The sequence below is a fragment of the Streptomyces sp. NPDC111656 genome, from assembly GCF_055656965.1.
Genome location: NZ_JBVKCA010000010.1, coordinates 16,313 through 37,422, shown reverse-complemented (window position 1 = coordinate 37,422; position 21,110 = coordinate 16,313). Strand labels below are relative to the sequence as shown.

The 21,110-nt window shown below is 72.0% G+C and carries 20 protein-coding genes and 1 pseudogene; 15 read left to right on the top strand and 6 right to left on the bottom strand.

What is annotated here, in order from left to right:
• The 3 genes from ACZ7M3_RS27790 (at position 1) to ACZ7M3_RS27780 (ending at position 3,966) form a co-directional block, all read left to right on the top strand.
• On the top strand, positions 1–1,731 hold the full coding sequence (locus ACZ7M3_RS27790; RefSeq protein WP_472066536.1) for an N-acyl-D-amino-acid deacylase family protein: 1,731 nt from the start codon (positions 1–3) through the stop codon (positions 1,729–1,731).
• Positions 1,728–3,203 carry an aldehyde dehydrogenase family protein gene (locus tag ACZ7M3_RS27785; RefSeq protein WP_472066534.1) on the top strand — a complete coding sequence of 492 codons (1,476 nt, stop codon included), beginning with the start codon at positions 1,728–1,730 and terminating at the stop codon, positions 3,201–3,203. The genes ACZ7M3_RS27790 and ACZ7M3_RS27785 overlap by 4 nt, the downstream gene beginning before the upstream one ends.
• Positions 3,204–3,366: 163 nt before the next feature.
• Positions 3,367–3,966 (top strand): hypothetical protein, encoded by a 600-nt coding sequence (locus ACZ7M3_RS27780; protein WP_472066532.1) that lies wholly within the window; start codon positions 3,367–3,369, stop codon positions 3,964–3,966.
• 100 nt (positions 3,967–4,066) lie between these two features.
• Here ACZ7M3_RS27780 and ACZ7M3_RS27775 read toward each other — a convergent pair whose 3' ends face one another.
• The 3 genes from ACZ7M3_RS27775 to ACZ7M3_RS27765 all read right to left on the bottom strand — a co-directional run bounded on the left by ACZ7M3_RS27775 (position 4,067) and on the right by ACZ7M3_RS27765 (position 5,272).
• Positions 4,067–4,366 (bottom strand): type II toxin-antitoxin system PemK/MazF family toxin, encoded by a 300-nt coding sequence (locus tag ACZ7M3_RS27775; RefSeq protein ID WP_472066530.1) that lies wholly within the window; start codon positions 4,364–4,366, stop codon positions 4,067–4,069.
• Positions 4,363–4,593, bottom strand: a complete 231-nt coding sequence (locus tag ACZ7M3_RS27770; protein WP_099922080.1) for a hypothetical protein — start codon at positions 4,591–4,593, stop codon at positions 4,363–4,365. Before ACZ7M3_RS27770 ends, ACZ7M3_RS27775 begins: the two co-directional genes overlap by 4 nt.
• A gap of 67 nt (positions 4,594–4,660) precedes the next feature.
• Positions 4,661–5,272, bottom strand: coding sequence for a helix-turn-helix domain-containing protein (locus tag ACZ7M3_RS27765; RefSeq protein WP_472066528.1), 612 nt, complete (start codon positions 5,270–5,272; stop codon positions 4,661–4,663).
• A 97-nt stretch (positions 5,273–5,369) separates the two neighbouring features.
• Here ACZ7M3_RS27765 and ACZ7M3_RS27760 point away from each other — a divergent pair, with 97 nt between their 5' ends.
• From ACZ7M3_RS27760 to ACZ7M3_RS27740, 5 genes are all read left to right on the top strand, one after another.
• A complete protein-coding gene (locus ACZ7M3_RS27760; RefSeq protein WP_472066907.1) occupies positions 5,370–6,215 on the top strand; it encodes an alpha/beta fold hydrolase in 846 nt (281 codons plus the stop codon).
• A 96-nt stretch (positions 6,216–6,311) separates the two neighbouring features.
• Positions 6,312–7,070 (top strand): SDR family oxidoreductase, encoded by a 759-nt coding sequence (locus ACZ7M3_RS27755; protein WP_472066526.1) that lies wholly within the window; start codon positions 6,312–6,314, stop codon positions 7,068–7,070.
• Positions 7,071–7,113: 43 nt separating this feature from the next.
• Positions 7,114–8,064 (top strand): SDR family NAD(P)-dependent oxidoreductase, encoded by a 951-nt coding sequence (locus ACZ7M3_RS27750; RefSeq protein ID WP_472066525.1) that lies wholly within the window; start codon positions 7,114–7,116, stop codon positions 8,062–8,064.
• On the top strand, positions 8,061–8,867 hold the full coding sequence (locus ACZ7M3_RS27745) for a TetR/AcrR family transcriptional regulator (RefSeq protein WP_472066523.1): 807 nt from the start codon (positions 8,061–8,063) through the stop codon (positions 8,865–8,867). The genes ACZ7M3_RS27750 and ACZ7M3_RS27745 overlap by 4 nt, the downstream gene beginning before the upstream one ends.
• A gap of 82 nt (positions 8,868–8,949) precedes the next feature.
• A complete protein-coding gene (locus ACZ7M3_RS27740; RefSeq protein WP_472066924.1) occupies positions 8,950–9,276 on the top strand; it encodes a hypothetical protein in 327 nt (108 codons plus the stop codon).
• A 21-nt stretch (positions 9,277–9,297) separates the two neighbouring features.
• Here the strand turns inward: ACZ7M3_RS27740 and ACZ7M3_RS27735 are convergent.
• Both ACZ7M3_RS27735 and ACZ7M3_RS27730 read right to left on the bottom strand, forming a co-directional pair.
• Positions 9,298–9,612: pseudogene (locus ACZ7M3_RS27735) on the bottom strand (winged helix-turn-helix transcriptional regulator); the annotation flags it as partial.
• Positions 9,613–9,823: 211 nt separating this feature from the next.
• Positions 9,824–10,954 carry an ABC transporter permease gene (locus tag ACZ7M3_RS27730; RefSeq protein ID WP_472066521.1) on the bottom strand — a complete coding sequence of 377 codons (1,131 nt, stop codon included), beginning with the start codon at positions 10,952–10,954 and terminating at the stop codon, positions 9,824–9,826.
• 124 nt (positions 10,955–11,078) lie between these two features.
• Here ACZ7M3_RS27730 and ACZ7M3_RS27725 point away from each other — a divergent pair, with 124 nt between their 5' ends.
• A complete protein-coding gene (locus tag ACZ7M3_RS27725) occupies positions 11,079–11,684 on the top strand; it encodes a TetR/AcrR family transcriptional regulator (protein ID WP_472066519.1) in 606 nt (201 codons plus the stop codon).
• 161 nt (positions 11,685–11,845) lie between these two features.
• Here ACZ7M3_RS27725 and ACZ7M3_RS27720 read toward each other — a convergent pair whose 3' ends face one another.
• Positions 11,846–13,381 carry a CehA/McbA family metallohydrolase gene (locus ACZ7M3_RS27720; protein WP_472066517.1) on the bottom strand — a complete coding sequence of 512 codons (1,536 nt, stop codon included), beginning with the start codon at positions 13,379–13,381 and terminating at the stop codon, positions 11,846–11,848.
• Positions 13,382–13,620: 239 nt separating this feature from the next.
• Between ACZ7M3_RS27720 and ACZ7M3_RS27715 the strand changes: the two genes are divergently transcribed.
• The 6 genes from ACZ7M3_RS27715 (at position 13,621) to ACZ7M3_RS27690 (ending at position 21,069) form a co-directional block, all read left to right on the top strand.
• Positions 13,621–16,206, top strand: a complete 2,586-nt coding sequence (locus ACZ7M3_RS27715; protein ID WP_472066515.1) for a bifunctional FO biosynthesis protein CofGH — start codon at positions 13,621–13,623, stop codon at positions 16,204–16,206.
• 93 nt (positions 16,207–16,299) lie between these two features.
• The gene (locus tag ACZ7M3_RS27710) at positions 16,300–16,875 is read left to right on the top strand and encodes a hypothetical protein (RefSeq protein ID WP_452968333.1); all 576 of its coding nucleotides are present in this window, start codon (positions 16,300–16,302) and stop codon (positions 16,873–16,875) included.
• Between the two features lie 28 nt (positions 16,876–16,903).
• On the top strand, positions 16,904–19,291 hold the full coding sequence (locus ACZ7M3_RS27705) for a tetratricopeptide repeat protein (protein WP_472066513.1): 2,388 nt from the start codon (positions 16,904–16,906) through the stop codon (positions 19,289–19,291).
• A gap of 91 nt (positions 19,292–19,382) precedes the next feature.
• Positions 19,383–19,598, top strand: a complete 216-nt coding sequence (locus ACZ7M3_RS27700) for an ATP-binding protein (protein ID WP_472066511.1) — start codon at positions 19,383–19,385, stop codon at positions 19,596–19,598.
• 225 nt (positions 19,599–19,823) lie between these two features.
• Entirely contained in the window at positions 19,824–20,621 is a 798-nt protein-coding gene (locus tag ACZ7M3_RS27695) for a helix-turn-helix domain-containing protein (RefSeq protein ID WP_472066509.1), read from the top strand.
• Between the two features lie 142 nt (positions 20,622–20,763).
• Positions 20,764–21,069: a DUF6247 family protein gene (locus ACZ7M3_RS27690; protein ID WP_472066507.1), complete on the top strand. Its 306-nt coding sequence runs from the start codon at positions 20,764–20,766 to the stop codon at positions 21,067–21,069.
• The last annotated feature ends 41 nt before the right edge of the window (positions 21,070–21,110 follow it).

Genomic DNA, 21,110 nt, shown 5'->3' with positions numbered 1-21,110 from the left:
ATGCTCGACCACGTCATCAAGGGCGCGACCGTCGTGGACGGCACGGGCGCGCCCGGCTACACCGCGGACGTCGGCATCCGCGACGGCCGTATCGCCGCGATCGGCACGGTCACGGAGGCGTCCCGCACCGGCGAGGACGCCTCCGGTCTCGTCCTCGCCCCCGGATTCGTCGACCCGCACACGCACTACGACGCCCAGCTCTTCTGGGACCCCTACGCCACCCCGTCCCTGAATCACGGGGTGACGACGGTCGCGGGCGGCAACTGCGGCTTCACCCTCGCCCCGCTGAACCCGGCACGGCCCGAGGACGCCGACTACACCCGCCGCATGATGTCCAAGGTCGAGGGGATGTCGCTGGTCGCCCTGGAGGAGGGGGCACCCTGGAACTGGCACAGCTTCGGCGACTACCTCGACGCCCTGGAGGGGCGGATCGCCGTCAACGCGGGCTTCATGGTGGGGCACTGCGCGCTGCGGCGGTACGTGATGGGCGCGGACGCGGTGGGCGGGCAGCCGACCGGGGAGCAGCTGGAGCGGATGCTCGCCCTCTTCCACGAGGCGATGGACGCCGGCGCCTGGGGCCTGTCCACCACCCAGTCCTCCACCCACTCCGACGGCGACGGGAAACCGGTCGCCTCCCGGCACGCGAAGCCTGCGGAGCTGCTGGCTTTGAGCAGGGCCGTCGGCGAGCACGAGGGCACCCAGATCGAGGCGATCGTCGCCGGCTGCCTCGACCAGTTCAGCGACGACGAGATCGACCTCTTCGTCGAGATGAGCGCGGCGGCGGGCCGCCCGCTCAACTGGAACGTGCTGACCATCGACGCCGCCGTCCCCGAGCGCGTACCGAGGCAACTGGTCGCGAGCGAACGGGCGCGGAAGGCGGGCGGCCGGGTGGTGGCCCTCACCATGCCGATCCTCACCCCCATGAACATGTCCCTGGGCACGTTCTGCGCGCTGAACCTGATCCCCGGGTGGGGCCCGATCCTCGCCCTGCCCGTCCCGGAGCGCATCGCACGGCTCAGGGACCCCTCCGTGCGCGCCGAGATGCTGGCCCGGGCGAACAGCAAGGAGGCGGGCGTCTTCCGCCGCCTCGCCGACTTCGGCCGGTACGTCATCGGGGACACCTACAGCCCGGCGAACGACGGCCTCACCGGGCAGGTCGTGAAGGACATCGCGGCCCGGCGCCACCAGGAGCCCTTCGAGTGCCTGGTCGAGATCTGCGCGCACGACGACCTGCGGACGGTGCTGTGGCCCATGCCCACCGACAACGACACCGACTCCTGGACGCTGCGCGCCGAGACCTGGCAGCACCCGGACGTCATGCTCGGCGGCTCGGACGCGGGTGCCCATCTCGACCGCATGTGCGGGGCCCCGTACACGACCCGGTTCCTCGGGGACTGTCTGCGCGGGCGGAAGCTGACCACGCTGGAGGCGGCCGTGAAGATGCTCACGGTCGACCCGGCGCGCCTCTTCGGACTGAGGGAACGCGGGCGGATCGCGGAGGGCTTCCATGCGGACCTCGTGCTGTTCGACCCGGAGCGCATCGACGCCGGCAAGGCCACCCTGGTGCACGACCTGCCGGGAGAGAGCCCCCGGCTCGACTCCAGGGCGATCGGCATCACGGCGGTCTGGGTCAACGGGGTCGAGTCGATCCGGGGGGACGTGGTGACGGGCGCCGTACCGGGGAAGGTGCTGCGCTCCGGCCGGGACACCGAGACGGTGAGTACGAGGTGACCGACGTGCGGGGGTCGGGCGACGAGCAGCGGCTGTTCATCGGCGGCTCGTGGGTGGAGCCCGACGACGGGCACTACGAGGTGATCGACCCGGCGACGGAAGGTGTCGTCGGGATGGCGCCGGAGGCCTCACGGAAGCAGGTGCACGCGGCGGCCGCCGCGGCCCGCGAGGCCTTCGGACCGTGGTCGCGGACGCCCCCCGAGGAGCGCGCGGCGCTCCTCGGCCGGGCGGCGGACGTCATCCGGCGCAACTTCCTCCCCTACGCCGATCTCGCCCAGGCCGAGAGCGGTGCCACGACCGGGACCGCGCGCGGGATGCAGGTGGGGGTGGGCGCGGCCCGATTCCGGCGCTACGCGCGCGTGGAGCCCGTCGAGCAGCCGCTGCCGCCGCAGATCAACGAGGCCGGGCCGTTCGGGAAGGCGGCGGTCATGGGCGCCCTCGCCGTCCGCCAGCCGGTCGGCGTCGTCACCTGCGTCACTTCCTACAACAACCCCTGGGCCAATCCGGCAGGCAAGATCGCCCCCGCCCTGGCCATGGGCAACACGGTGGTCGTGAAGCCCGCCCCGCAGGACCCGCTCTCCGTGTACCGGATGGCTCAGGCCCTGGAGGCGGCGGGCGTACCGCCGGGTGTCGTGAACGTGGTGAGCGGTTCGCGCGCGGAGGTCGGCGAGGCGGCCGTGGACTGCGAGGACGTGGACATGGTCAGCTTCACCGGCTCGACGGCGGTGGGGCAGCGCATCGCCGAGGTGTGCGGGCGCGGGATGAAACGCCAGTTGATGGAGCTGGGCGGGAAGGGCGCGGCGGTCGTCTTCGACGACGCGGACGTGGAGTCGGCGGCGCTCGGCATCGGCACGACGTTCTCCTTCTACAGCGGGCAGATCTGTACGGCGCCGACGAGGGTGATCGCGCAGAAGGGGATCTACGGCCGCCTGGTCGAGCAACTGGCCGCGTATGCGGGACGGTTGACGGTCGGGGACCCGCGGGAGCCGGGGACGGTCGTCGGGCCGGTCATCTCGGCGGCCCACCGGGACCGGGTCGAGGCCTACGTCGAACTCGGCCGCAAGGAGGGCGCGCGGATCGTCACGGGCGGCACGCGCCCCCCGTACGACCGCGGCTTCTACGTCGCCCCGACCCTCCTCGCGGACTGCACCCCCGACATGCGGGTGGTCCGCGAGGAGATCTTCGGGCCCGTCGTCGTGGTCGTCCCCTTCGACGACGAGGAGGAAGGCATCGCCCTCGCCAACGACAGCGACTACGGGTTGATCGACTACGTCTGGTCGGGCGACGTCGCCCGCGCCTTCCGCGTCGCCCGCGCGCTGCGTGCGGGCGGGGTGGGCGTCAACACCGTCGGCCGCAACATGGAGGCACCGTTCGGCGGCTTCAAGAAGAGCGGGGTGGGGCGGGACGTGGGGTCGTACGCACTGCACGCGTACAGCGAGGTGCAGGCGATCGTCTGGCCGTCGGGGAACTAGGGACAGGTCCTGGGGCGGCGTGATCGGCCGGACGGGCCCTGGGCCTCTCCGGACCGGCAGGGTGGGGCATCCGAGCGGGGGTGTCGTGACCGTCCGGCATGGCGCCGGGGCCCGCGGCGCGACGCGGCGGATGCTGATGGCTTCCACCCCGCAGGAGAGGCCCGTGAACGACCCCAGCCCGCAAGGAACCCGAAGGCCGGCCTCCACCGGATCCGGATACGACTCGGCCGGCCAGGCCGGGGTCATCGGCATCGGACTCGCCGCTGTGCTGACGTTCGCACTCGCGCAGGGGTCCTGGCAGTGGTTCTCCACGTACATCGGGGTGACGCTTCTTGCCGTGATCTTCGCCTTCCAACGACGGCCGGCATGGACGCCCGGCATCCGATCGGCGTACATGCGCGGCCTGGTCGCGTATGCGCTGGTCGTCGGCCTGTGCGTGGCGATCGCGCTGGCCCCCATGATGCAGCGCTGGGCCTGGCTCTTTCCGATGTCGGGCACGCGGAGCGGGTGCGAGGGGACGGGCAGGTACGAGGCCCTCCGGTCGAGGGCCGCGCTGGCGAACCTGGCCGACAGCGACGGCGCCGCCCTGGCGTACGCACAAGTGGCCCAGAGCGGCAAGGCCGTTGCCGACTGTCTGGCAGCCACGACGACCCTGTGGCTGCCCGTGTACGGAGCTGGGGCCGCCGTGCTGGTGGGCGCGGGCGCGTGGGCCCGCGACCGGGCTCGGGCGACGAAGGGGTCGCCCTCACCCGGGCCGAGCTGATGCTCGAGGAACACTTCGGCCTGCCCCGTCCGACGTGGCTCTCACCAGGCGTCCACCTCGGCCCGTAAACCGCCGGGGCGACCCGTCGGCCGGCCGGGGTCTACAGGTCGAACACGGCTCGGAGGCCGATCTCGACGGCCTCCATGACCCGTTCGTCGACAGGGCCCAGCTCTTTGGCGAAGCGAGGGGCCGACAGGGTGCGGAACTCGCCGAGCACGACGGTGCCCGAGGAAGGGGTGTCGACCGGGATGTCGACAAGGGTCGCTTCGCGCACCTGCTGCGGGTAGACGAGTACGCAAGTGGCTGTCTTGTTTTGCGTGTTGAGGGCGTCGGAGGAGATCACCAGGGCGTGCGCGGGGCCTCCGGCGAACGACAGCTCGTAGACGTGGCAGCGCTTCACCTGCCCGCCACCCGCGCCCAGCGCTCCAGGGTGGCGTCCTCGCTCTCGGCGGGCTCCGCAGCGGTGATCACTATGCCTGCCTCGGCCCGCATCCGCGCGGACTTCTCCAGCTCCTCGGCGAGCATTTGTCGTCGCAGTATCCGCGCGGTGTACGCAGAGGCATTCCCCTTGGCCTTCACGAAGGCAGCCACTTCGTCGGGGAGGCTCATCGTCATGTTGACCGTCATGTGGACATCATACGGTGAATGTGATGGCGAGTATGGCGAATGCGGAAACACCGGCCCGGTGGGGCGCTCAGGCCTCGTCCCTGAGGCGGGCGCGCTGGATCTGGCGGGCCAGGGTGCGGCGGGCGGAGGGGGATTCGGTGGGGGTGGGTGCCGAGGGGGCGGCGGTGTCGAGGGCGCGGCTGATCTCGTCGTAGGCGTGCCGGTGGCCGTCGGGCAGAGCGGTCCGGTGCAGTCGCAGGTCCTCCTCGACCAGGCGCCGGAGTTCGTCGACGTTCTGGGGTGTGAAGTGTTTCCGGCCCCGGGCGACGGCGTTGACGTATCGCGTGCAGTGGGCGGCGTCGTGGAGGGTCTCGGAGATCTCCTCGGCGAGGCCCCAGAGGCGTCCCTCGAGCCAGGGGGTGTCGTGCCGGTCGAGTGGGAGAGGCGGCGGGGCGTCCCCCTTGTGCTTGGTGACCTGCTTGGACACGGCGGGCTGACTCATGCCGGTGAGGCGGGCGATCCTGTCCTGGGTCCAGCCGAGGTCGGCGAAGAGCCGGATCATCTCGGCGCGCAGCCTGCGCATCTCCTCGCCCGCGCGGATGACGTCGTTCATGTCGGCGAACATCCGCTCGGCCTGCGCCTCGGTCAGGGGCTCGGTCGGGGGCTCGGGGGTTCGACGCGTGTCCTCTTCGACTGCCATAGCTCGGTTATATACCCAGGTCGAGTGTCCTCACGTCGTCATGGCCGGTTGTATAACCCGGTTGTATAACTCGGTTATGACTGTCAGGATCCACGTCATGCCCACCTTCACCGCACCTGACGGAACCCGCCTCGCCTACCGCCTCATGGGAGGCGGGAGCGGAGACGGCGGCGGCGATCCGGTCCTCTGTGTCCCCGGCGGCCCCACGGACTCCCGCTACCTCGGCGACCTCGGAGGCCTCTCCCGGCACCGTCGGCTGGCCGTCCTGGACCTGCCCGGTACCGGCCGGTCCGCGCTCCCGCGCGACACCGTCGGCTACCGCTGCGACCGCCTGGTCGACGACGTCGAGGCGCTGCGCACGCACCTCGGGCAGACCCGGCTCGACCTGCTCGGCCACTCCGCCGGAGCGAACGTCGCGACGCAGTACGCGGCCCGGTATCCGGAGCGCGTCGGCAGGCTCGCCCTGATCGGCCCCGGCACCCGGGCCGTCGGCGTCGAGGTCACGCAGGAGGCGCGGCGCGCACGCGCGCGGCTCAGGGAGGGTGAGCCATGGTTCCCGGCGGCGTTCGCCGCGCTGGAGGCGATCGGTGCGGGGACGGGCAGCGACTGGGAGGCCGTCGCCCCCTTCTTCTGGGGCCGCTGGGACGTCGTGGCGCGGCGGCATCATGCGGCCGCCCGGCCGGGCAACGAGGAGGCCGTGGCCTTCTTCGGGGCCGAGGGCGCCTTCGACCCGCCCGCCACCCGCGCGGCGCTCGCCGCCTGCCGAGCCCCCGTCCTGCTGCTCACCGGGGAGTTCGACCTGAACAGCCCGCCCGGGGCGACGGCCGAGTTCGCGGGGCTGTTCCCTGACGCGCGGCTCGTCGTGCAGCCGGGCGCCGGTCACTACCCCTGGCTCGACGACGCCGGGCGGTTCGTGGCGGCCGTAGCGGCGTTCCTGGGCTGAGCACGGTTGTCCGTAGCGCTGCTACCGCGAAGGTGTTAGCGTTGCTCTCGTCGGGTGGTGAACACCGCTACCCCCGCCCCATCGAGGAGCATCGTCATGACCGAGCACCCCAGCACGTCTCGAACGCCCCGCCGAGTGGCCGTCGTCACCGGCGGATCCCGCGGAATCGGCCGGGAGAGCGCCGAGCGCCTCGCGGCAGACGGTCACGCCATCGTCGTGAACTACGCCGGCAACGAGGCCGAGGCCGACAAGACCGTCGCCGCGATCACCGAGGCGGGCGGGGAGGCGATCGCCGTCCGCGCCGATGTGGCCGACGAGACCGAGGTGGCCGCCCTCTTCGACGCCACCGAATCCGCCTTCGGCGGGGTGGACGTCGTCGTCCACGCGGCCGGTGTCATGGCGCTCGCGCCCCTGGTCGACCTCGACCTCGACGCGCTGGACCGCATGCACCGCACCAACATCCGCGGCACGTTCGTCGTCGACCAGCAGGCGGCACGACGGCTGCGCGCGGGCGGCGCGCTCATCAACTTCTCCAGCTCCGTGCTCGCGCTCGCGATCCCCGGGTACAGCGCGTACGCCGCCACCAAGGGTGCCGTCGAGGCCATGACCCTGATCGTCGCGCGTGAGCTGCGCGGCCGGGACGTCACCGTCAACGCCGTGGCCCCCGGCCCGACCGCCACCGCCCTCTTCCTGGACGGCAAGGACGAGGAGACCATCGCGCGGATGGCGGCCCAGCCGCCGCTGGAGCGCCTCGGCACCCCCCGGGACATCGCCGAGGTGGTGTCCTTCCTCGCCGGTCCCGCGGGCCGCTGGGTCAACGGCCAGGTGCTCCGGGCCAACGGCGGCATCGCGTAACTCGCCCTGATTCAACTCGCCCCGATCCAAAAGGAGTTCAGTCATGGATGCTGCCGCGCGCAGGACGATCGTCATCACGGGGGCCGGATCCGGCTTCGGCGCGCTGTCCGCCCGTGCCCTCGCCCGCGCCGGGCACACGGTGTACGCCGCGATGCGGGACACCGGCGGGCGCAACGCGGCCCGGGTCGCGGAGGCCGAGGCGTACGCCGCCGAGCACGCGGTGGACCTCCGCACGGTCGAACTCGACGTCCTGTCCCAGGAGTCGGCGGACGCGGCGATCGCCACGGTGCTGGCGCGGGCCGGCGGGTTGGACGTGCTCGTCCACAACGCCGGGCACATGGTGACCGGCCCGACGGAGGCCTTCACGCCCGCCGAACTGGCCGCGGTGTACGACACGAACGTGCTGGGCACCCAGCGGGTCAACCGGGCCGCGCTGCCGCACCTGCGGGCCCAGGGCCACGGTCTGCTGCTGTGGGTCGGCTCCACCTCCACGCGCGGCGGCACCCCGCCGTACCTGGCGCCGTACTTCGCCGCCAAGGCCGCGATGGACGCGCTCGCCGTGTCGTACGCCGCCGAACTGGCCCGCTTCGGCATCGAGACGACGATCGTGGTGCCGGGCGCGTTCACCTCGGGCACGAACCACTTCGCGAGCGGCGGCCACCCCTCCGAACGGACCGTGCTCCCCGCCTACGAGGAGCACTACGCGGGTCTGATGGACCAGGTCGCGGGACGCCTGGCGGCCCTCACCCCGCCCGTCGCCGACGTGTCGCTCGTCGCCGACGCGATCGTCGACGTGGTGGACACCCCGTACGGGAAGCGCCCTTTCCGGGTGCACGTCGACCCGGCGGACGACGGTTCGCAGGAGGTCAGCCTGGTCGCGGACCGTGTCCGCGCCGAGTTCCTGACCCGGATCGGCCTGGCGGACCTGTTGTCCCCCGTGGCGCGGAAGGGGACGGCGTGGCCTCGGACGACTCGGATAACGTCGCTACCGTGAGCACGTCCGTGAGCAGTACGAAAGCGCGCATCCTCGAAGTGGCGGCCGAGCTGGTGGCGAACTCCCCCGACGGGGACGTCTCCACCCGGGCGGTCTGCGAGGCGGCGGGGGTCGGCGCCCCGGCCCTCTACCGCCACTTCGGCGACAAGGAGGGCCTGCTGTCGGCGGTGGTCGACCACGGATACGAGCAGTATCTGACGACCAAGCGCAGCCGCAGGCCCGGCACGGACCCCGTCCAGGACCTGCGCGACGGCTGGGACACCCACACCGACTTCGCCCTGCGCAACCCCAACCTCTACCGCCTCATGAACTCCCCGGCGATGCGTACGCCACCGGCCGCCGCCCTGGAGTCCCACCGCATCCTCACCGCGGACCTCCGGCGCGCGGCCGAACAGGGCAAGCTGCGCCTGGCACCCGAACTCGCCGCCCAGATGATCATGTCCGCCAACGTCGGCGTCTCCCTGATGCTGGTCTCCCGCCCGACGACCTTCACGGACGAGACCCTGTCGCGCCGCATCCGGGACGCGGTGCACGCGGTGGTCTTCACCCCGGAGGCGAGGGGGCCGGAGACCACGTCCGCCGGCGACGAGGAAGCGGGAGCGGGAGAAGCGGGAGCGGGAGCGGAAGAAGCGGGGGCGGAAGAAGCGGGGGCGGAAGAAGCGGGGGCGGAAGAAGTACTCCCCGCCACCGCCACCCACCTCGCCGCCCTCCTCCGCCGGACCCCGAGGCCGGACTTCACCCCGGGCGAGTCCGCCCTCCTGGGCGAGTGGCTGGACCGCCTCTCCAACACGACACCGGAGTAGCCGTACTCAGGCCACGGCCTCACGGTGACCTGAGTACGACATCGGATGCCGACCGGTCGACACCCTTCGTAACGTCGGCCGCATGGCGAACATCCACACCACCCGCTCCCGGCGCGCTCCCCTCGACTGGGCCGGCCTGACCGCCCTCGCGATGCTGGTGCTCGTCACCGGAGGCCTGGTCGCCACCTTCGGCCCGCTCCTCGCCATCGCCTGCGACACCTGCCAGGACGGCGTCCGCACGCCCCACTTCGAGAACGCGCTCATCCTGGTCGCCCGGCTCGGCGTACCGCTCACCACGCTGCTGACGGTCGCCGGGATCTTCCTCCCCCGGGGTGGCGCGAAGGCGGGCGGAATCGGCCTGGGCGTCCTGACGGTCCTCATGGTGACGCTGCTGGTCCTCGGCCGGTGAGCCGCTCGCCGGAAGGTGGTCCTCCGCCCACACGAGCAAGGCGGCCAGGGGGATGAGGAAGGCGTTGCCGTGCGAAGAGAGTGCGTAATGGGTTCGCGAGGACGGGCCGGGCCGGACGTCTCGAGTGACGAGGCCGACCGCGGTCAGTTCCTGGAGACGCTGGGCGAGCATGCGGTCGCTGATGCCGGGGACGCGCTCGCGGACCTGCGCGAAGTGGGCCGGGCCTTTGGCCAGGGCCACGAGGATCAGGCCGTTCCAGCGTCTGCCCAGCAGGGCGAAGGCCCGAGAGGCGGCCGGAAGGGGCCCGGCCGGCCGCGGGCGCTGTGAGGTGGTCATGGTGGGTGTCCGTTCCGGTACGGCGCGAGGCATCGCGGATCTACGCCTCGCGCCGTAGGTCGTACGCGTGGCGACGGCGGGAGCCGGCCCGTGTGTCGTCCGGGCCGCGCCTCCCAGGTGGCGGTGCGGCCCGCTGGGAAGGGGCCGCCCCCCTTGCGAGGTCAGCTCGTATGGACGGCCGTGATCGCCGTCCTGCATGAAGCGTTCGGCATCAGCCGTCATCGTCGTTGCGACGTGCGTGAGCGTGAGCATGCGCGTGCGCGTGACGTCGGTCCGGCGAAGCGGCGCCGGACGTCGGCAAGGACGAGAGCGACGCTCCGGAAGCCGTCGCACCGGTCTTCGCGCCGGGTGCTCGCCCGGTGATCCGTCGGCCGAACATGACCGCTGTGAACCCGCAGACGCTCCACAGGGCGAGGACGGCGAGGTGGCCGGAGCCGCCGTTGCCGTCGAAGTACGCGGTGTCGCGAAGCAGGCCGGCCCCGGCGCCGGGGGGCAGCCACTGGCCGACGTAGTCCACTCCCTTGGGGAGCATCTCCGGCGCGGAGCCGGCGCCGGAGAAGGGGTTCCCGACGAAGACCATGAGCGCGGCGCTGAGCCCGAGGCCCGCCTGCCCGAGGAGTCGGACCAGCCCGGCGGCGGTGGTGCTGATGGAGATCAGGACGAGCGACAGGACCGCCCACGTGGCCACGTGATCGTGGGGCAGCGCCCCGAGGAAACCCTGGGCCACGAGGTAGGCACCGAGTCCCGCGACGGCACATGCGACGAGAAGTGTCAGCAGCCGGTGCCATGGGCGTCGCAGGCCGCGAGCCGTCGAGACGAACGCCCCGATCAGGATGCCGCAGATCGTGAGCGGGAAGACCGCCGAGCTGAACACCACTCCCCTGGGGTCCTCCGCGGCGACGGGCACCACGTCGACCGCCGTCACGTGGATCTTGGCCGAGGGCCGGGTACCGGCGGCCCCCTGCTGGGCGGCCCGATCGGCCAGCTGCTGTCCGACCTCACCCAGAAGCTGGGCCACGGAGGTGCTGGCAGCAGGGGCCGTCAGCACGGTGATGTCGTGGGCCGAGATGGCGAGGGCGCCGTAGACGTCCCGGTTCTCGATCGCCGACCGCGCGGCCTGCTGGTCGGGATAGAGGTGGAAGTCGAACGCGTCGGGCTTCTCATGGACCAGGCCCTCCACCGCGTGCTGGCTGGCCGCTCCGGTGCCCACGATTCCGACCGGGACATCGCGCGGCGCGGTCCGTCCCGCCGGCCAGGCGAACGACAGCACCACCAGGGTGATCACCAGGGGCAACACCAGGACGGCAACGGCCGCTTCCCGCCCTGCCGGGTGTCCTGACAACGGGCTCCTCACGGTCAGCCCCTCTCATAAAAAAAGAAATGATCGTTCTATTAATTCCCCAGTCTGACCCGCTGCACGAGCAAACGTCAACACGAATGTTCGTTTTTCTTGATAGGCTGGCCCCATGCCCAAGGTCACCCAGCAGTACATGGACGCCCGCCGTGAGCAGATCCTGGACGCGGCGCGACGCTGTTTCCTCCGCGACGGTTTCCACTCCGCGTCCATGCAGGACCTGTTCACGGAGGCGGGGCTGTCCGCGGGAGCGGTGTACCGGCACTTCACCAGCAAGGACGAGATGATCCTCGCGATCGCCGAGGAGAACATGCGTGAGGTCCTCGACATCACGCTCACCGTCGCCACGAACCGGCAGGGCCAGTCCATGGGGGCGGTCATGGCGGAACTTCTCGACGTGATCCGGGTCAAGTCCGCCGAGGGGAACCTGGCCGGGCTCGCGGTTCTGGTCTGGGGAGAGGCCATGCGCAACCGCTCGGTGGCTCACAAGCTCGACCAGCTCATGGGCCGCATGCGCGCCGACCTGGTCATCATGGTCCGTGACCACCAGGACCACGGCGACTTGCCCACGACCGTGACGGCCGAGGCGATCGCTTCGGCGATGCTCTCCGTCCTCCCGGGCTACATCCTCCAACTGGCCGTGCTCGACCCGGCTGTTGTGGCCGAGGTGCCTGACGCGGTGCGGGCGTTGTGGCCGGAACCGGCCGGTGAGCGCTGAGCGGTCCCGCCGCTTCCCGCTCAGCAGCACCAGTCGGCCGACGGCCCCACCAGGACGTCATGGGTTCCCGCCCGAAACCTGTGCCGCGCAGCGGCACAACAACGGACGGGAAGGCCGGAAGCCTCGGGCCTCGGCCCGAGGAGCACGTCAGACCAGCCGACTCATGTCCCGAGGAAAATCGGGTTCGTGAACGCCGCCAGCGCCCCCGGTACCGGACCCGCCGCCGTCTCGTGGCGCAACTCCGCGCGCACGTAGGCCGCGTACTGCGCCGTCGTGTTCCACTCCACCGTCCCGGAACCCGAGACCGGCAAGGGGGCGCTCGTGAAGAGGACGCCCTGGTCGGTGACGAAGCGGACCGTGCAGCGGGGGACGCCGGTGGCCTCCAGGCGGACGGTGACCGGGGTGTCGTGGGCGACCCGCAGGCGTTCGCCGATGCCCGCGTGCTCGCCCTTCGCACCGGCTGCCGAGAACGTCAGGGACACCAGCTTCGACTCCGCCACGTACGAGCGGCCCATGCGCAGACCCTCCTGGATGGCCTCGCGGGTCAGGTCGTCGGCGAGGACGACCGTCTGCGGGGTGCCGACCGGGTCGGGGTCGCGGTGGGCGTCGCTGTTGCCCATCGCCGGGAGCCAGGAGCGGTCGGCGTCGCCCGAACGGACGGCCGCCACCAGCGTGTTGTCCCAGTCCGCGAGGGTCACCTCGTCGTCGGGGGTGTACGGGCCGTTCCACACCTCCACCGCGTCCGCCTCCCCGAAGCCGAACTTCCAGCCGCAGCCGACGCAGGTGGCGTGCGGGTGGGCGGGGACGACGAGGCCGCCCGCGCGGCGGATCTGGCGGGCGAAACGGCCGAAACGGTTGTCGCGGGCCCGGTAGCGCCAGTCGACGAACGTACCGGGGTCCGTGCCGAGGGCCACCACGTGACCGTTACGGGTCGTGACCTCCTCGCCCAGCATGATCAGCAGGTCGTCCCCTGCCTGGTCCGCCCAGTGGGCGTGCGAGCTGTGCGTGTTGTGGTCCGAGGTGTTGATGAAGTCCAGACCCGCGGCGCGCGCCAGCGCGGCGATCTCCGCGGGGGTGCGGCGGCCGTCCGAGTACCAGGAGTGGAGATGACAGTCACCCCGGTACCAGGCGCGGCCCCGGCCCTTCGCACGGGACGGCGGGTACGCCGGGACCGGGGCGGCGTCCTGCTCCCCGTACGTCAGCGTGATCGTGACCTCGTACGGCAGGCCCTGCGGCGCCACCGTGTAGGGGCCGAGCGCGATGTGCCAGCTGCCGGGGCGGATCCGACCGGGGATGTACCCCGGCGTCGCGTCGTCCGCGCGGACGAAGAACTCGGTGCGCGCGCCGCCCGACCAGCCGCGGAAGCCCTCGCCGCCCAGTGCCGTGCCGCGCTCGTCGAAGAGGCCGATGTCGAGCGCGTTGCCCGCGGTGCCGGCCGGGACGGACGGCTTCTCGTAGGTGTACGCGACGTGGATCTCCCGCACCCCGCGCGGGATCTCCACCGGGAGGTACACGAAGTCCGGTGAACCGGTGGGCAGGGTGCCGGACACCGTACGGGTCTCGGTACGGTCGGTCGCGTCGGAGCCGCTCGCGAAGGTCACGCTTCCCAACGTAAGGGCGGCTGCCGCCCCCGTCACGAACAGCGCGCGTCTGCCGATGCCGTCGAAGCTTTCGATGCCGTGCTCGTCCTCGCACATGCTGCTGCTCCCAGGGTGTCGTGAGAGTGACATGGGTGGTGCACGTTGGCACGTACAACCCTGGTAGTCGGCTGTGAACTGCGGGGCAAGAGAAGGAAATCGACAGCTTTCGGGGAGGCGGCGCGCCTGCCGGGGCCGGCCCGCGCGGGGCGCCAGTGGCACCCTGTAACGATCCGTGGCCCCGGAGGAATACGGCCACGCCCTGTAACGCCTGATCACCGCGATCGTATGCTCGAAGGATGACGACCACCGCGACCTCCGGAACCGGCCCGACCGAGAACTCCATGCGTCGCGCCCTCAAACGCGCCCGTGACGGCGTCGCCCTCGACGTGACCGAGGCCGCGGTGCTGCTCCAGGCGCGCGGCGAGGCCCTCGAGGACCTCGCCTCGTCCGCCGCCCGGGTGCGGGACGCGGGGCTGGAGGCGGCCGGCCGCCCCGGCGTGATCACGTACTCCAAGAGCGTCTTCATCCCCCTCACCCGCCTCTGCCGCGACAAGTGCCACTACTGCACCTTCGTCACCGTGCCGGGCAAGCTGCGCCGCGCCGGGCACGGGATGTTCATGTCGCCGGACGAGGTCCTCGACGTCGCCCGGCGCGGCGCGGAACTCGGCTGCAAGGAAGCCCTCATCACGCTCGGCGACAAGCCCGAGGACCGCTGGCCCGAGGCCCGGGAGTGGCTGGACGCGCACGGCTACGACGACACGATCGCGTACGTCCGTGCCATCTCCATCCGGATCCTGGAGGAGACGGGACTGCTGCCTCACCTCAACCCGGGGGTGATGTCCTGGACCGACTTCCAGCGGCTCAAGCCCGTCGCGCCGAGCATGGGCATGATGCTGGAGACGACGGCGACGCGGCTGTGGAGCGAGCCCGGCGGTCCGCACCACGGCTCTCCTGACAAGGAGCCGGCCGTACGGCTGCGGGTCCTGGAGGACGCGGGGCGGTCGTCCGTTCCCTTCACCAGCGGGCTGCTGATCGGGATCGGGGAGACGTACGAGGAGCGCGCCGAGTCGCTGTTCGCGCTGCGGCGCGTGTCCCGGTCGTACCACGGCATCCAGGAACTGATCATCCAGAACTTCCGCGCCAAGCCGGACACGGCGATGCGCGGGATGCCGGACGCCGAACTGGACGAACTGGTCGCCACGGTGGCCGTCGCCCGGCACATCATGGGACCGGCCGCCTGCCTCCAGGCCCCGCCGAACCTCGTCGACTCCGAGTACGGGCGGCTGATCGGCGCGGGGATCGACGACTGGGGCGGGGTCTCGCCGCTCACCATCGACCACGTCAACCCCGAGCGGCCCTGGCCGCAGATCGAGCAGCTGGCCGAGCAGTCGCGTGCCGTCGGCTTCGAACTGCGCGAGCGGCTGTGTGTGTACCCCGAGTTCGTGCAGCGCGGGGAGCCCTGGCTCGACCCTCGGCTGCTGCCGCACGTACGGGCGCTGGCCGACCCGGAGACGGGGCTCGCCCGCGAGGACGCCGTCGTCGAGGGGCACCCCTGGCAGGAGCCGGAGGAGGCCTTCACGGCGTCGGGGCGCACCGATCTGCACCGCACCATCGACACGGAGGGACGCACCGGCGACCGCCGGGACGACTTCGACCTCGTGTACGGCGACTGGGAGGCGCTGCGGGAGGCGGCGGCGCCCGGGATGCTGCCTTCCCGCATCGACACCGACGTCAGGGCGGCCCTCGCGACCGCCGCCGACGACCCGACCAAGCTCACCGACGACGAGGCGCTCGCGCTGCTGCACGCGGACGGTCCGGCGCTCGACGCCCTCTGCCGGATCGCGGACGACGTGCGCAGGTCCGCCGTCGGTGACGACGTCACGTACATCGTCACCCGGAACATCAACTTCACCAACGTCTGCTACACCGGCTGCCGTTTCTGCGCCTTCGCCCAGCGCCGCACGGACGCCGACGCGTACACGCTGTCGCTGGACCAGGTGGCCGACCGCGCCCAGCAGGCCTGGGAGCTCGGGGCCGTCGAGGTCTGCATGCAGGGCGGCATCCACCCGGACCTCCCGGGCAGCGCCTACTTCGACATCGCGAAGGCGGTGAAGGAGCGCGTCCCCGGCATGCACGTGCATGCCTTCTCCCCGATGGAGGTCGTCAACGGCGCGACGCGTACGGGGATGTCCATCCGCGAGTGGCTGACCGCCGCGAAGGAGGCGGGCCTCGACACCATCCCCGGCACGGCGGCGGAGATCCTCGACGACGAGGTCCGCTGGGTCCTGACGAAGGGCAAGCTGCCCGCGGCGACCTGGATCGACGTCGTCACGACCGCGCACGAACTCGGCATCCGCTCCTCGTCCACGATGATGTACGGGCATGTGGACCAGCCCCGCCACTGGCTCGGCCACTTCCGCACGCTCTCTCGCATCCAGCAGCAGACCGGCGGCTTCACCGAGTTCGTGACGCTCCCGTTCATCCACACCAACGCGCCGGTGTACCTGGCGGGCATCTCCCGCCCGGGCCCGACCACCCGCGACAACCGCGCGGTGGTGGCCATGGCCCGCCTCCTGCTCCACCCGCACATCCCGAACATCCAGACCAGCTGGGTGAAGCTGGGCGCCGAGGGCGCGGCGGAGATGCTCCGCTCCGGCGCCAACGACCTCGGCGGCACGCTGATGGAGGAGACCATCTCCCGGATGGCGGGCTCCTCGTACGGCTCGTACAAGTCCGTCAAGGACCTCATCGCCGTCGCGGAGGCGGCCGGGCGTCCGGCGAGGCCGCGGACGACCCTGTACGGGGAGGTCTCCGAGGAGCGGCAGCGGGCGGCGGAGGTGTCGGACGGGCACCTGCCGGAGCTGCTGCCGGTCCTGGAGTGACGGCCGAAGCGTGCGGCGGCCCCGGGCGTGTCGGAGTACGATGATCCGACCCTCGGTGGAGGGCCCAGAAGCCCGGTGAATCCGAGGAGTTGCGTGCCCGTGCCTGCCCGACGGCTTCCCTCCTGGATCTGGGTCACCGGACTGACCACGGCGGCGATCGTGGGCGTCACCGCCCTCGCCGCGCAGGCCGACCAGGGGGCGCACCCGACCGCCGCCCACGCCGCCGGGGCGAAGCCGTCCGCGTCGGCGAGCCCGCGGCCCTCCGCCTCGCCCAAGAAGGCCGAGCCGGTCGCCGTGCCCGACGCCTCGGGCACGGGACGGCGGATCGTCTACTCGCTCGCCCAGCGGCGCGTGTGGCTCGTCGACACGGGCGAGGCCGTCCGCCGCACCTTCGCGGTGTGGCCGGGCACGGTGAGCCCGGCGCCGGGCCGGTACGCGGTGTCGACCACCGTCCCCTCCACCACGGGGACGGATGGCACGAAGGTCGAGAACATCGTCTACTTCACCGTCGCGTCCGGCGTGAACATCGCCTTCTCCAACGCCCAGGACGGCTCCTCGCCACAGCCCGCGGCGGGCGTGAAGACCGGCGGGATCCGTATGCACAGCGCGGACGGGGACGCGGTCTGGGCGTTCGGCACCAAGGGTACGAAGGTCTCCGTGGTGAAGTAGCGGCCGGGGCGATGGAGGAGGCGGACGGATGGGGCGTGCGCGGCCGTCGATGCAGGAGCTGATCGCTCGGCGCAGACGGGCGGGATTCGTGGGGCGGAGCCACGAACGGGCTGCCTTCCGGCGGAACCTGGAGCTGCGGCCCGAGGACGAACGCCACCGCTTCCTCTTCCATGTGCACGGCAACGCGGGGGTCGGAAAGACCTTCCTGGTGAGGGAGTTCGAGCAGGTGGCCCGGGACCGCGGGGCCTTGACGGCGTACGTCGACGAGGGCGTCGGCAGCGTGCCCGAGGCCATGGGCACGATCAGTCGCCAACTCGGCGTACAGGGCCGTAGTCTCAAGGAACTGGATCGGCTGCTCGCCGTCCATCGGGAGCGGCGGCACGAAGCCGAGGCGGTCGCCGTGGTCGACGCCGAGCCCGGTGAGCCCTCGGCGGCCGGTCTCGTGGTGGCACGCGCCGGACTGGTCGGACTTGGCATGGTGCCGGGCGTGAGCGCCCTCGCGGGCGCCCTGGACGCCGGCCAACTCGCCCAGGGCGCCGACAGGGTGCGGGCGAGCCTCAGCGCCCGCTTCCGCAGCCAAGAGGACGTGCAACTGGTCCTGACACCCGAACGGGTGCTGACGCCGGTACTGCTGGGCGAGTTGTCGCAGGTGGCGTCGGCGGCGCCATGGGTCGTCCTGTTCTTCGACACCTACGAACGCACCGGACCGTTCCTCGACGGCTGGCTGCACGAGGTGATGACCACCGACCGCTACGGCACTCTGCCCGCCGACGTCGTCGTCGTCACCTCCGGCCAACGCCCCTTCGACACCGCCCGATGGGGCGGCTTCGCGGACTTCATGACGGACGTGCCGCTCGGGCCGTTCACGGAGGCGGAGGCGCGGGGGCTGCTCGCCGCCAAGGGGGTGGTGGCCGAGCCGGTGGTCGACGAGGTGCTGCGGCTCACGGGCGGGCTGCCGGTGCTGGTGTCGACCCTCGCGCAGACCCGGCCCGCCGATCCGGACGACGTGGGAGACCCGAGCACGACGGCAGTGGAGCGGTTCCTGAAGTGGGAGCCGGATCCGGTGCGGCGCGCGGTCGCCCTGGCGTGCGCGCTGCCACGGCGCCTGGACGCGGACGTGTTCCGGGCGGTGGTGGACGGTACGGACACCGAACTCGACGCCCTCTACGGCTGGCTCCGGGAACGACCGTTCGTCGACGAACGCGGCGACCGGATGCAGTACCACGACGTCGTACGGGCCCCGATGCTGCGCCTCCAGCGCAAGGGCTCGCCCAGGCGATGGGCCGAGCGGCACGAGCGGCTCGCGGCGGTCTTCGCCGGGTGGCGGGAGGAGACCGAGGCCGGACTGGAGGACGGCTACGGGTGGGCCGACGAGGACTGGCGGGAGCTACGGCTCGCGGAGTCCTATCACCTGCTGTGCGCCGCACCCCGCTCCGCGCTTCCCGCCGTCCTCACCGACGTCGTGGATGCCTGCGGTCAGGCGGACGACCTGGTGAGGCGCTGGATGCGCCTGCTGGCAGACGCGGGCGAGGACGCGGACGCCCAGGCCGTACGGGCCTGCGGAAGCGACCTGACGCGGGCGCTCGACGAGGGAGGCAAGCCCGAGGTGCTCCGGCTGCTGCTCGGCCGGGCGCGGGGCGACGAGCCCTGGCGGGCGCGGGCGCGGGCGGAGCTGGCCGACTCCCTCGCGAGGGACGGTGCGTACGAGCGCGCCCTGGAGGAGTACGGCCGCGCCCTCGCCCTTGACCCGGACCTGGTGCGGGCTCACCGGGGGCGGGCCCTGACCCGCAGCGGCCTGGGCGACCAAGAGGGGGCACTCGCCGACGTCGAGCGCGTGGTCGAGCTGGAGCCGGACAACCCCTACAACGTAGTCCTGCGCGGCGAGTACCACCGCCTCCTGCGCCATGACGACGAGGCGGTCCGGGACCTGAGCGAAGGCATTCGACGCGACCCGGCCAGCGCCTTCGCCTGGGCTTCCCGGGGCGCCACCCACGAGCGCGCCGGAGACCTCGACGCGGCCCTCGCCGACTTCGGCCGCGCGCTCGACCTCAAGCCGGACTATGCCTGGGCACTGGGCCGCCGGGCTCGGGCCTGGCGTGGACTGGCCGAACACGACCGCCAGTTGGCCGACCTCGACCGAGCCCTCGCCCTCTGGCCCGACTGGGGCTGGGGCCACTGCGAACGCGGCGACGCCCTCCGAGTGGCCGGCCGCCACGAGGAGGCCCTCGCCGACTACGACGAGGCGCTCACCATCGACCCCGCGTACGCCTCGGCCCACGCCAGCCGGGGCGCGGCGCTGGCCGACCTGGGCCGCCGCGAGGAGGCATTCGCCGCCCTGGACCACGCGCTGGAGCTGCGCCCCTCCTACGAGTGGGCCGCCGCCCTGCGCGCCCGCCTCAGCGGCGGACCGAACTGACGAACTCCGTCCAGGAGGCGCCGGTGAAGCGGAGCCGGCTTCCAACGCCGTACTCCACGGGCACGTCAGGGGAAGGGGCTTCCGGCTCGGGTTGAAGCTGCGCGGCGACGGCACCCTCCGCATCGAGGTGACGGACGCGCGGGGTGACCGGGTCCCCTGCATCAAGGACCCGGAGGACGGCGAGGCGGAAACCGGTCGCGGACTACTGATCGTCGCGGCGTACGCGCACCGTTGGGGCGTCGACGAGGCACCGGCCCACGCGAAGACGGTCTGGGCTGAACTGGCACCGGGACGCGGGAAAACGTGACCCGGTGGCTCCCGACGTCAAAGACCAAAGAACCGGGGAAAGAACCGAACCCACCCCCACCGCCCCCGTCGATCACCCGCGGGAGTGAATATGCCCAACTCGACTGGCGCGGAGCGGCACTTGTGGTGCAGCGTCAGCCTCAACAGCCGCAGACATGCATCGGCCCCCGCCGGGACGGCAATCCCAGTGCGAGGGCCTGATCACCAAGGAAGAAGACGCTTCCCGATGACTGACAAGCAGCCTAGCGCGCCCGCGCACCCGAAGACCCGGCATTCCCACTCCGGCGTCACCCACGTGAACGAACCCCATCACGACAACTTCACCGTGGTCGGCAACCACCTCGCCCAGCACCCCGAGTTGTCGCTGACGGCGATCGGCCTCGCGACCCACATCCAGTCGCTGCCCGCCGGGACCTCCATCGGGATCAAGGCGCTGGCGGCCAAGTTCCCCGAGGGCGAGATCAGGATCGCCGCCGCCCTGCGGGAGCTGGAGGAACACGGTTACCTCACGCGTGCCAGGGAGCGTCTTCAATCGGGCCGAGTGACGACCCGGACGATCTCGTACAACAAGCCGCGGCGGGCGGCGGTCGCGGCAGCCACGGCCCCCGAGCCCAACCGCCGAGCCCCGCAGGCCCCCGCTCCCACGACCGTCGCGCCACCACACCGCACAGCTGCCGACCTGCTCTCCGGCCTGCGGGTCCAGGACTCCCGGCTGCTGCTCACCGAACGGGATGTGAACCGCCTGGCGCCCTCCGTCGACGCCTGGCTGGAGCGAGGCGTACCGCTCGCCGCCGTACGGCGGACGCTGACGAGCGGTCTGCCCGAGGACCCGATCAAGCATCCGGCGGCCTTCCTCGCCCACCGCCTCACCACGCTCCTGCCTCCGCCTCTCGCCGCTGCTCCACCACCAGTGAGCCCCCACCGCCCGGCCCCCCTCCAGACCTGCGACGGCTGCGAGCGGGCCTTCCGGGCGCCCCGACCCGGCCGGTGCCGTGACTGCCGCACATCGGCCGGCGCGGCGTAACGGGCCTCGGGGAATCCGCATGACAGGCGCAGCCGCAGCAGCGCACCACTCCCTCCGCCGGTACCGTACGAGGACCGAGCCACCCGCACCGGAGGTCACCGTGAGCGCCCAGACCGACGGCCCGTAGGGACCGCTCATCCCCATGCCGGAACTCAATCCGGACGCGTTGCGGGCAGCGGTCGCGCGGATCGCGCCGAGCCGCGTCCCCGCCCTCACACAACACCTCTTCGAAGCCACGACGAATGCCCAGCAGACGCAGAGCCTCGCGCCGCTGCGGGCCTTCGTCCACTCCTGGGCGGTGTTCGTGGCGATCGAACGACACCCGGAACGCGCCGCCCGTCTGCGTGAACTGGAGCGCCTCGTGGATACGGGCGAGCAGGACCCGGCAGAGGCCGTCGTCGAAATTCGCTCGATCCGGGAGACGGCCGAGGCGGAGGCCGGACTGTGACGGATTGGGCCTGGGACTACAACCCGAGTGCCGAGTACGTC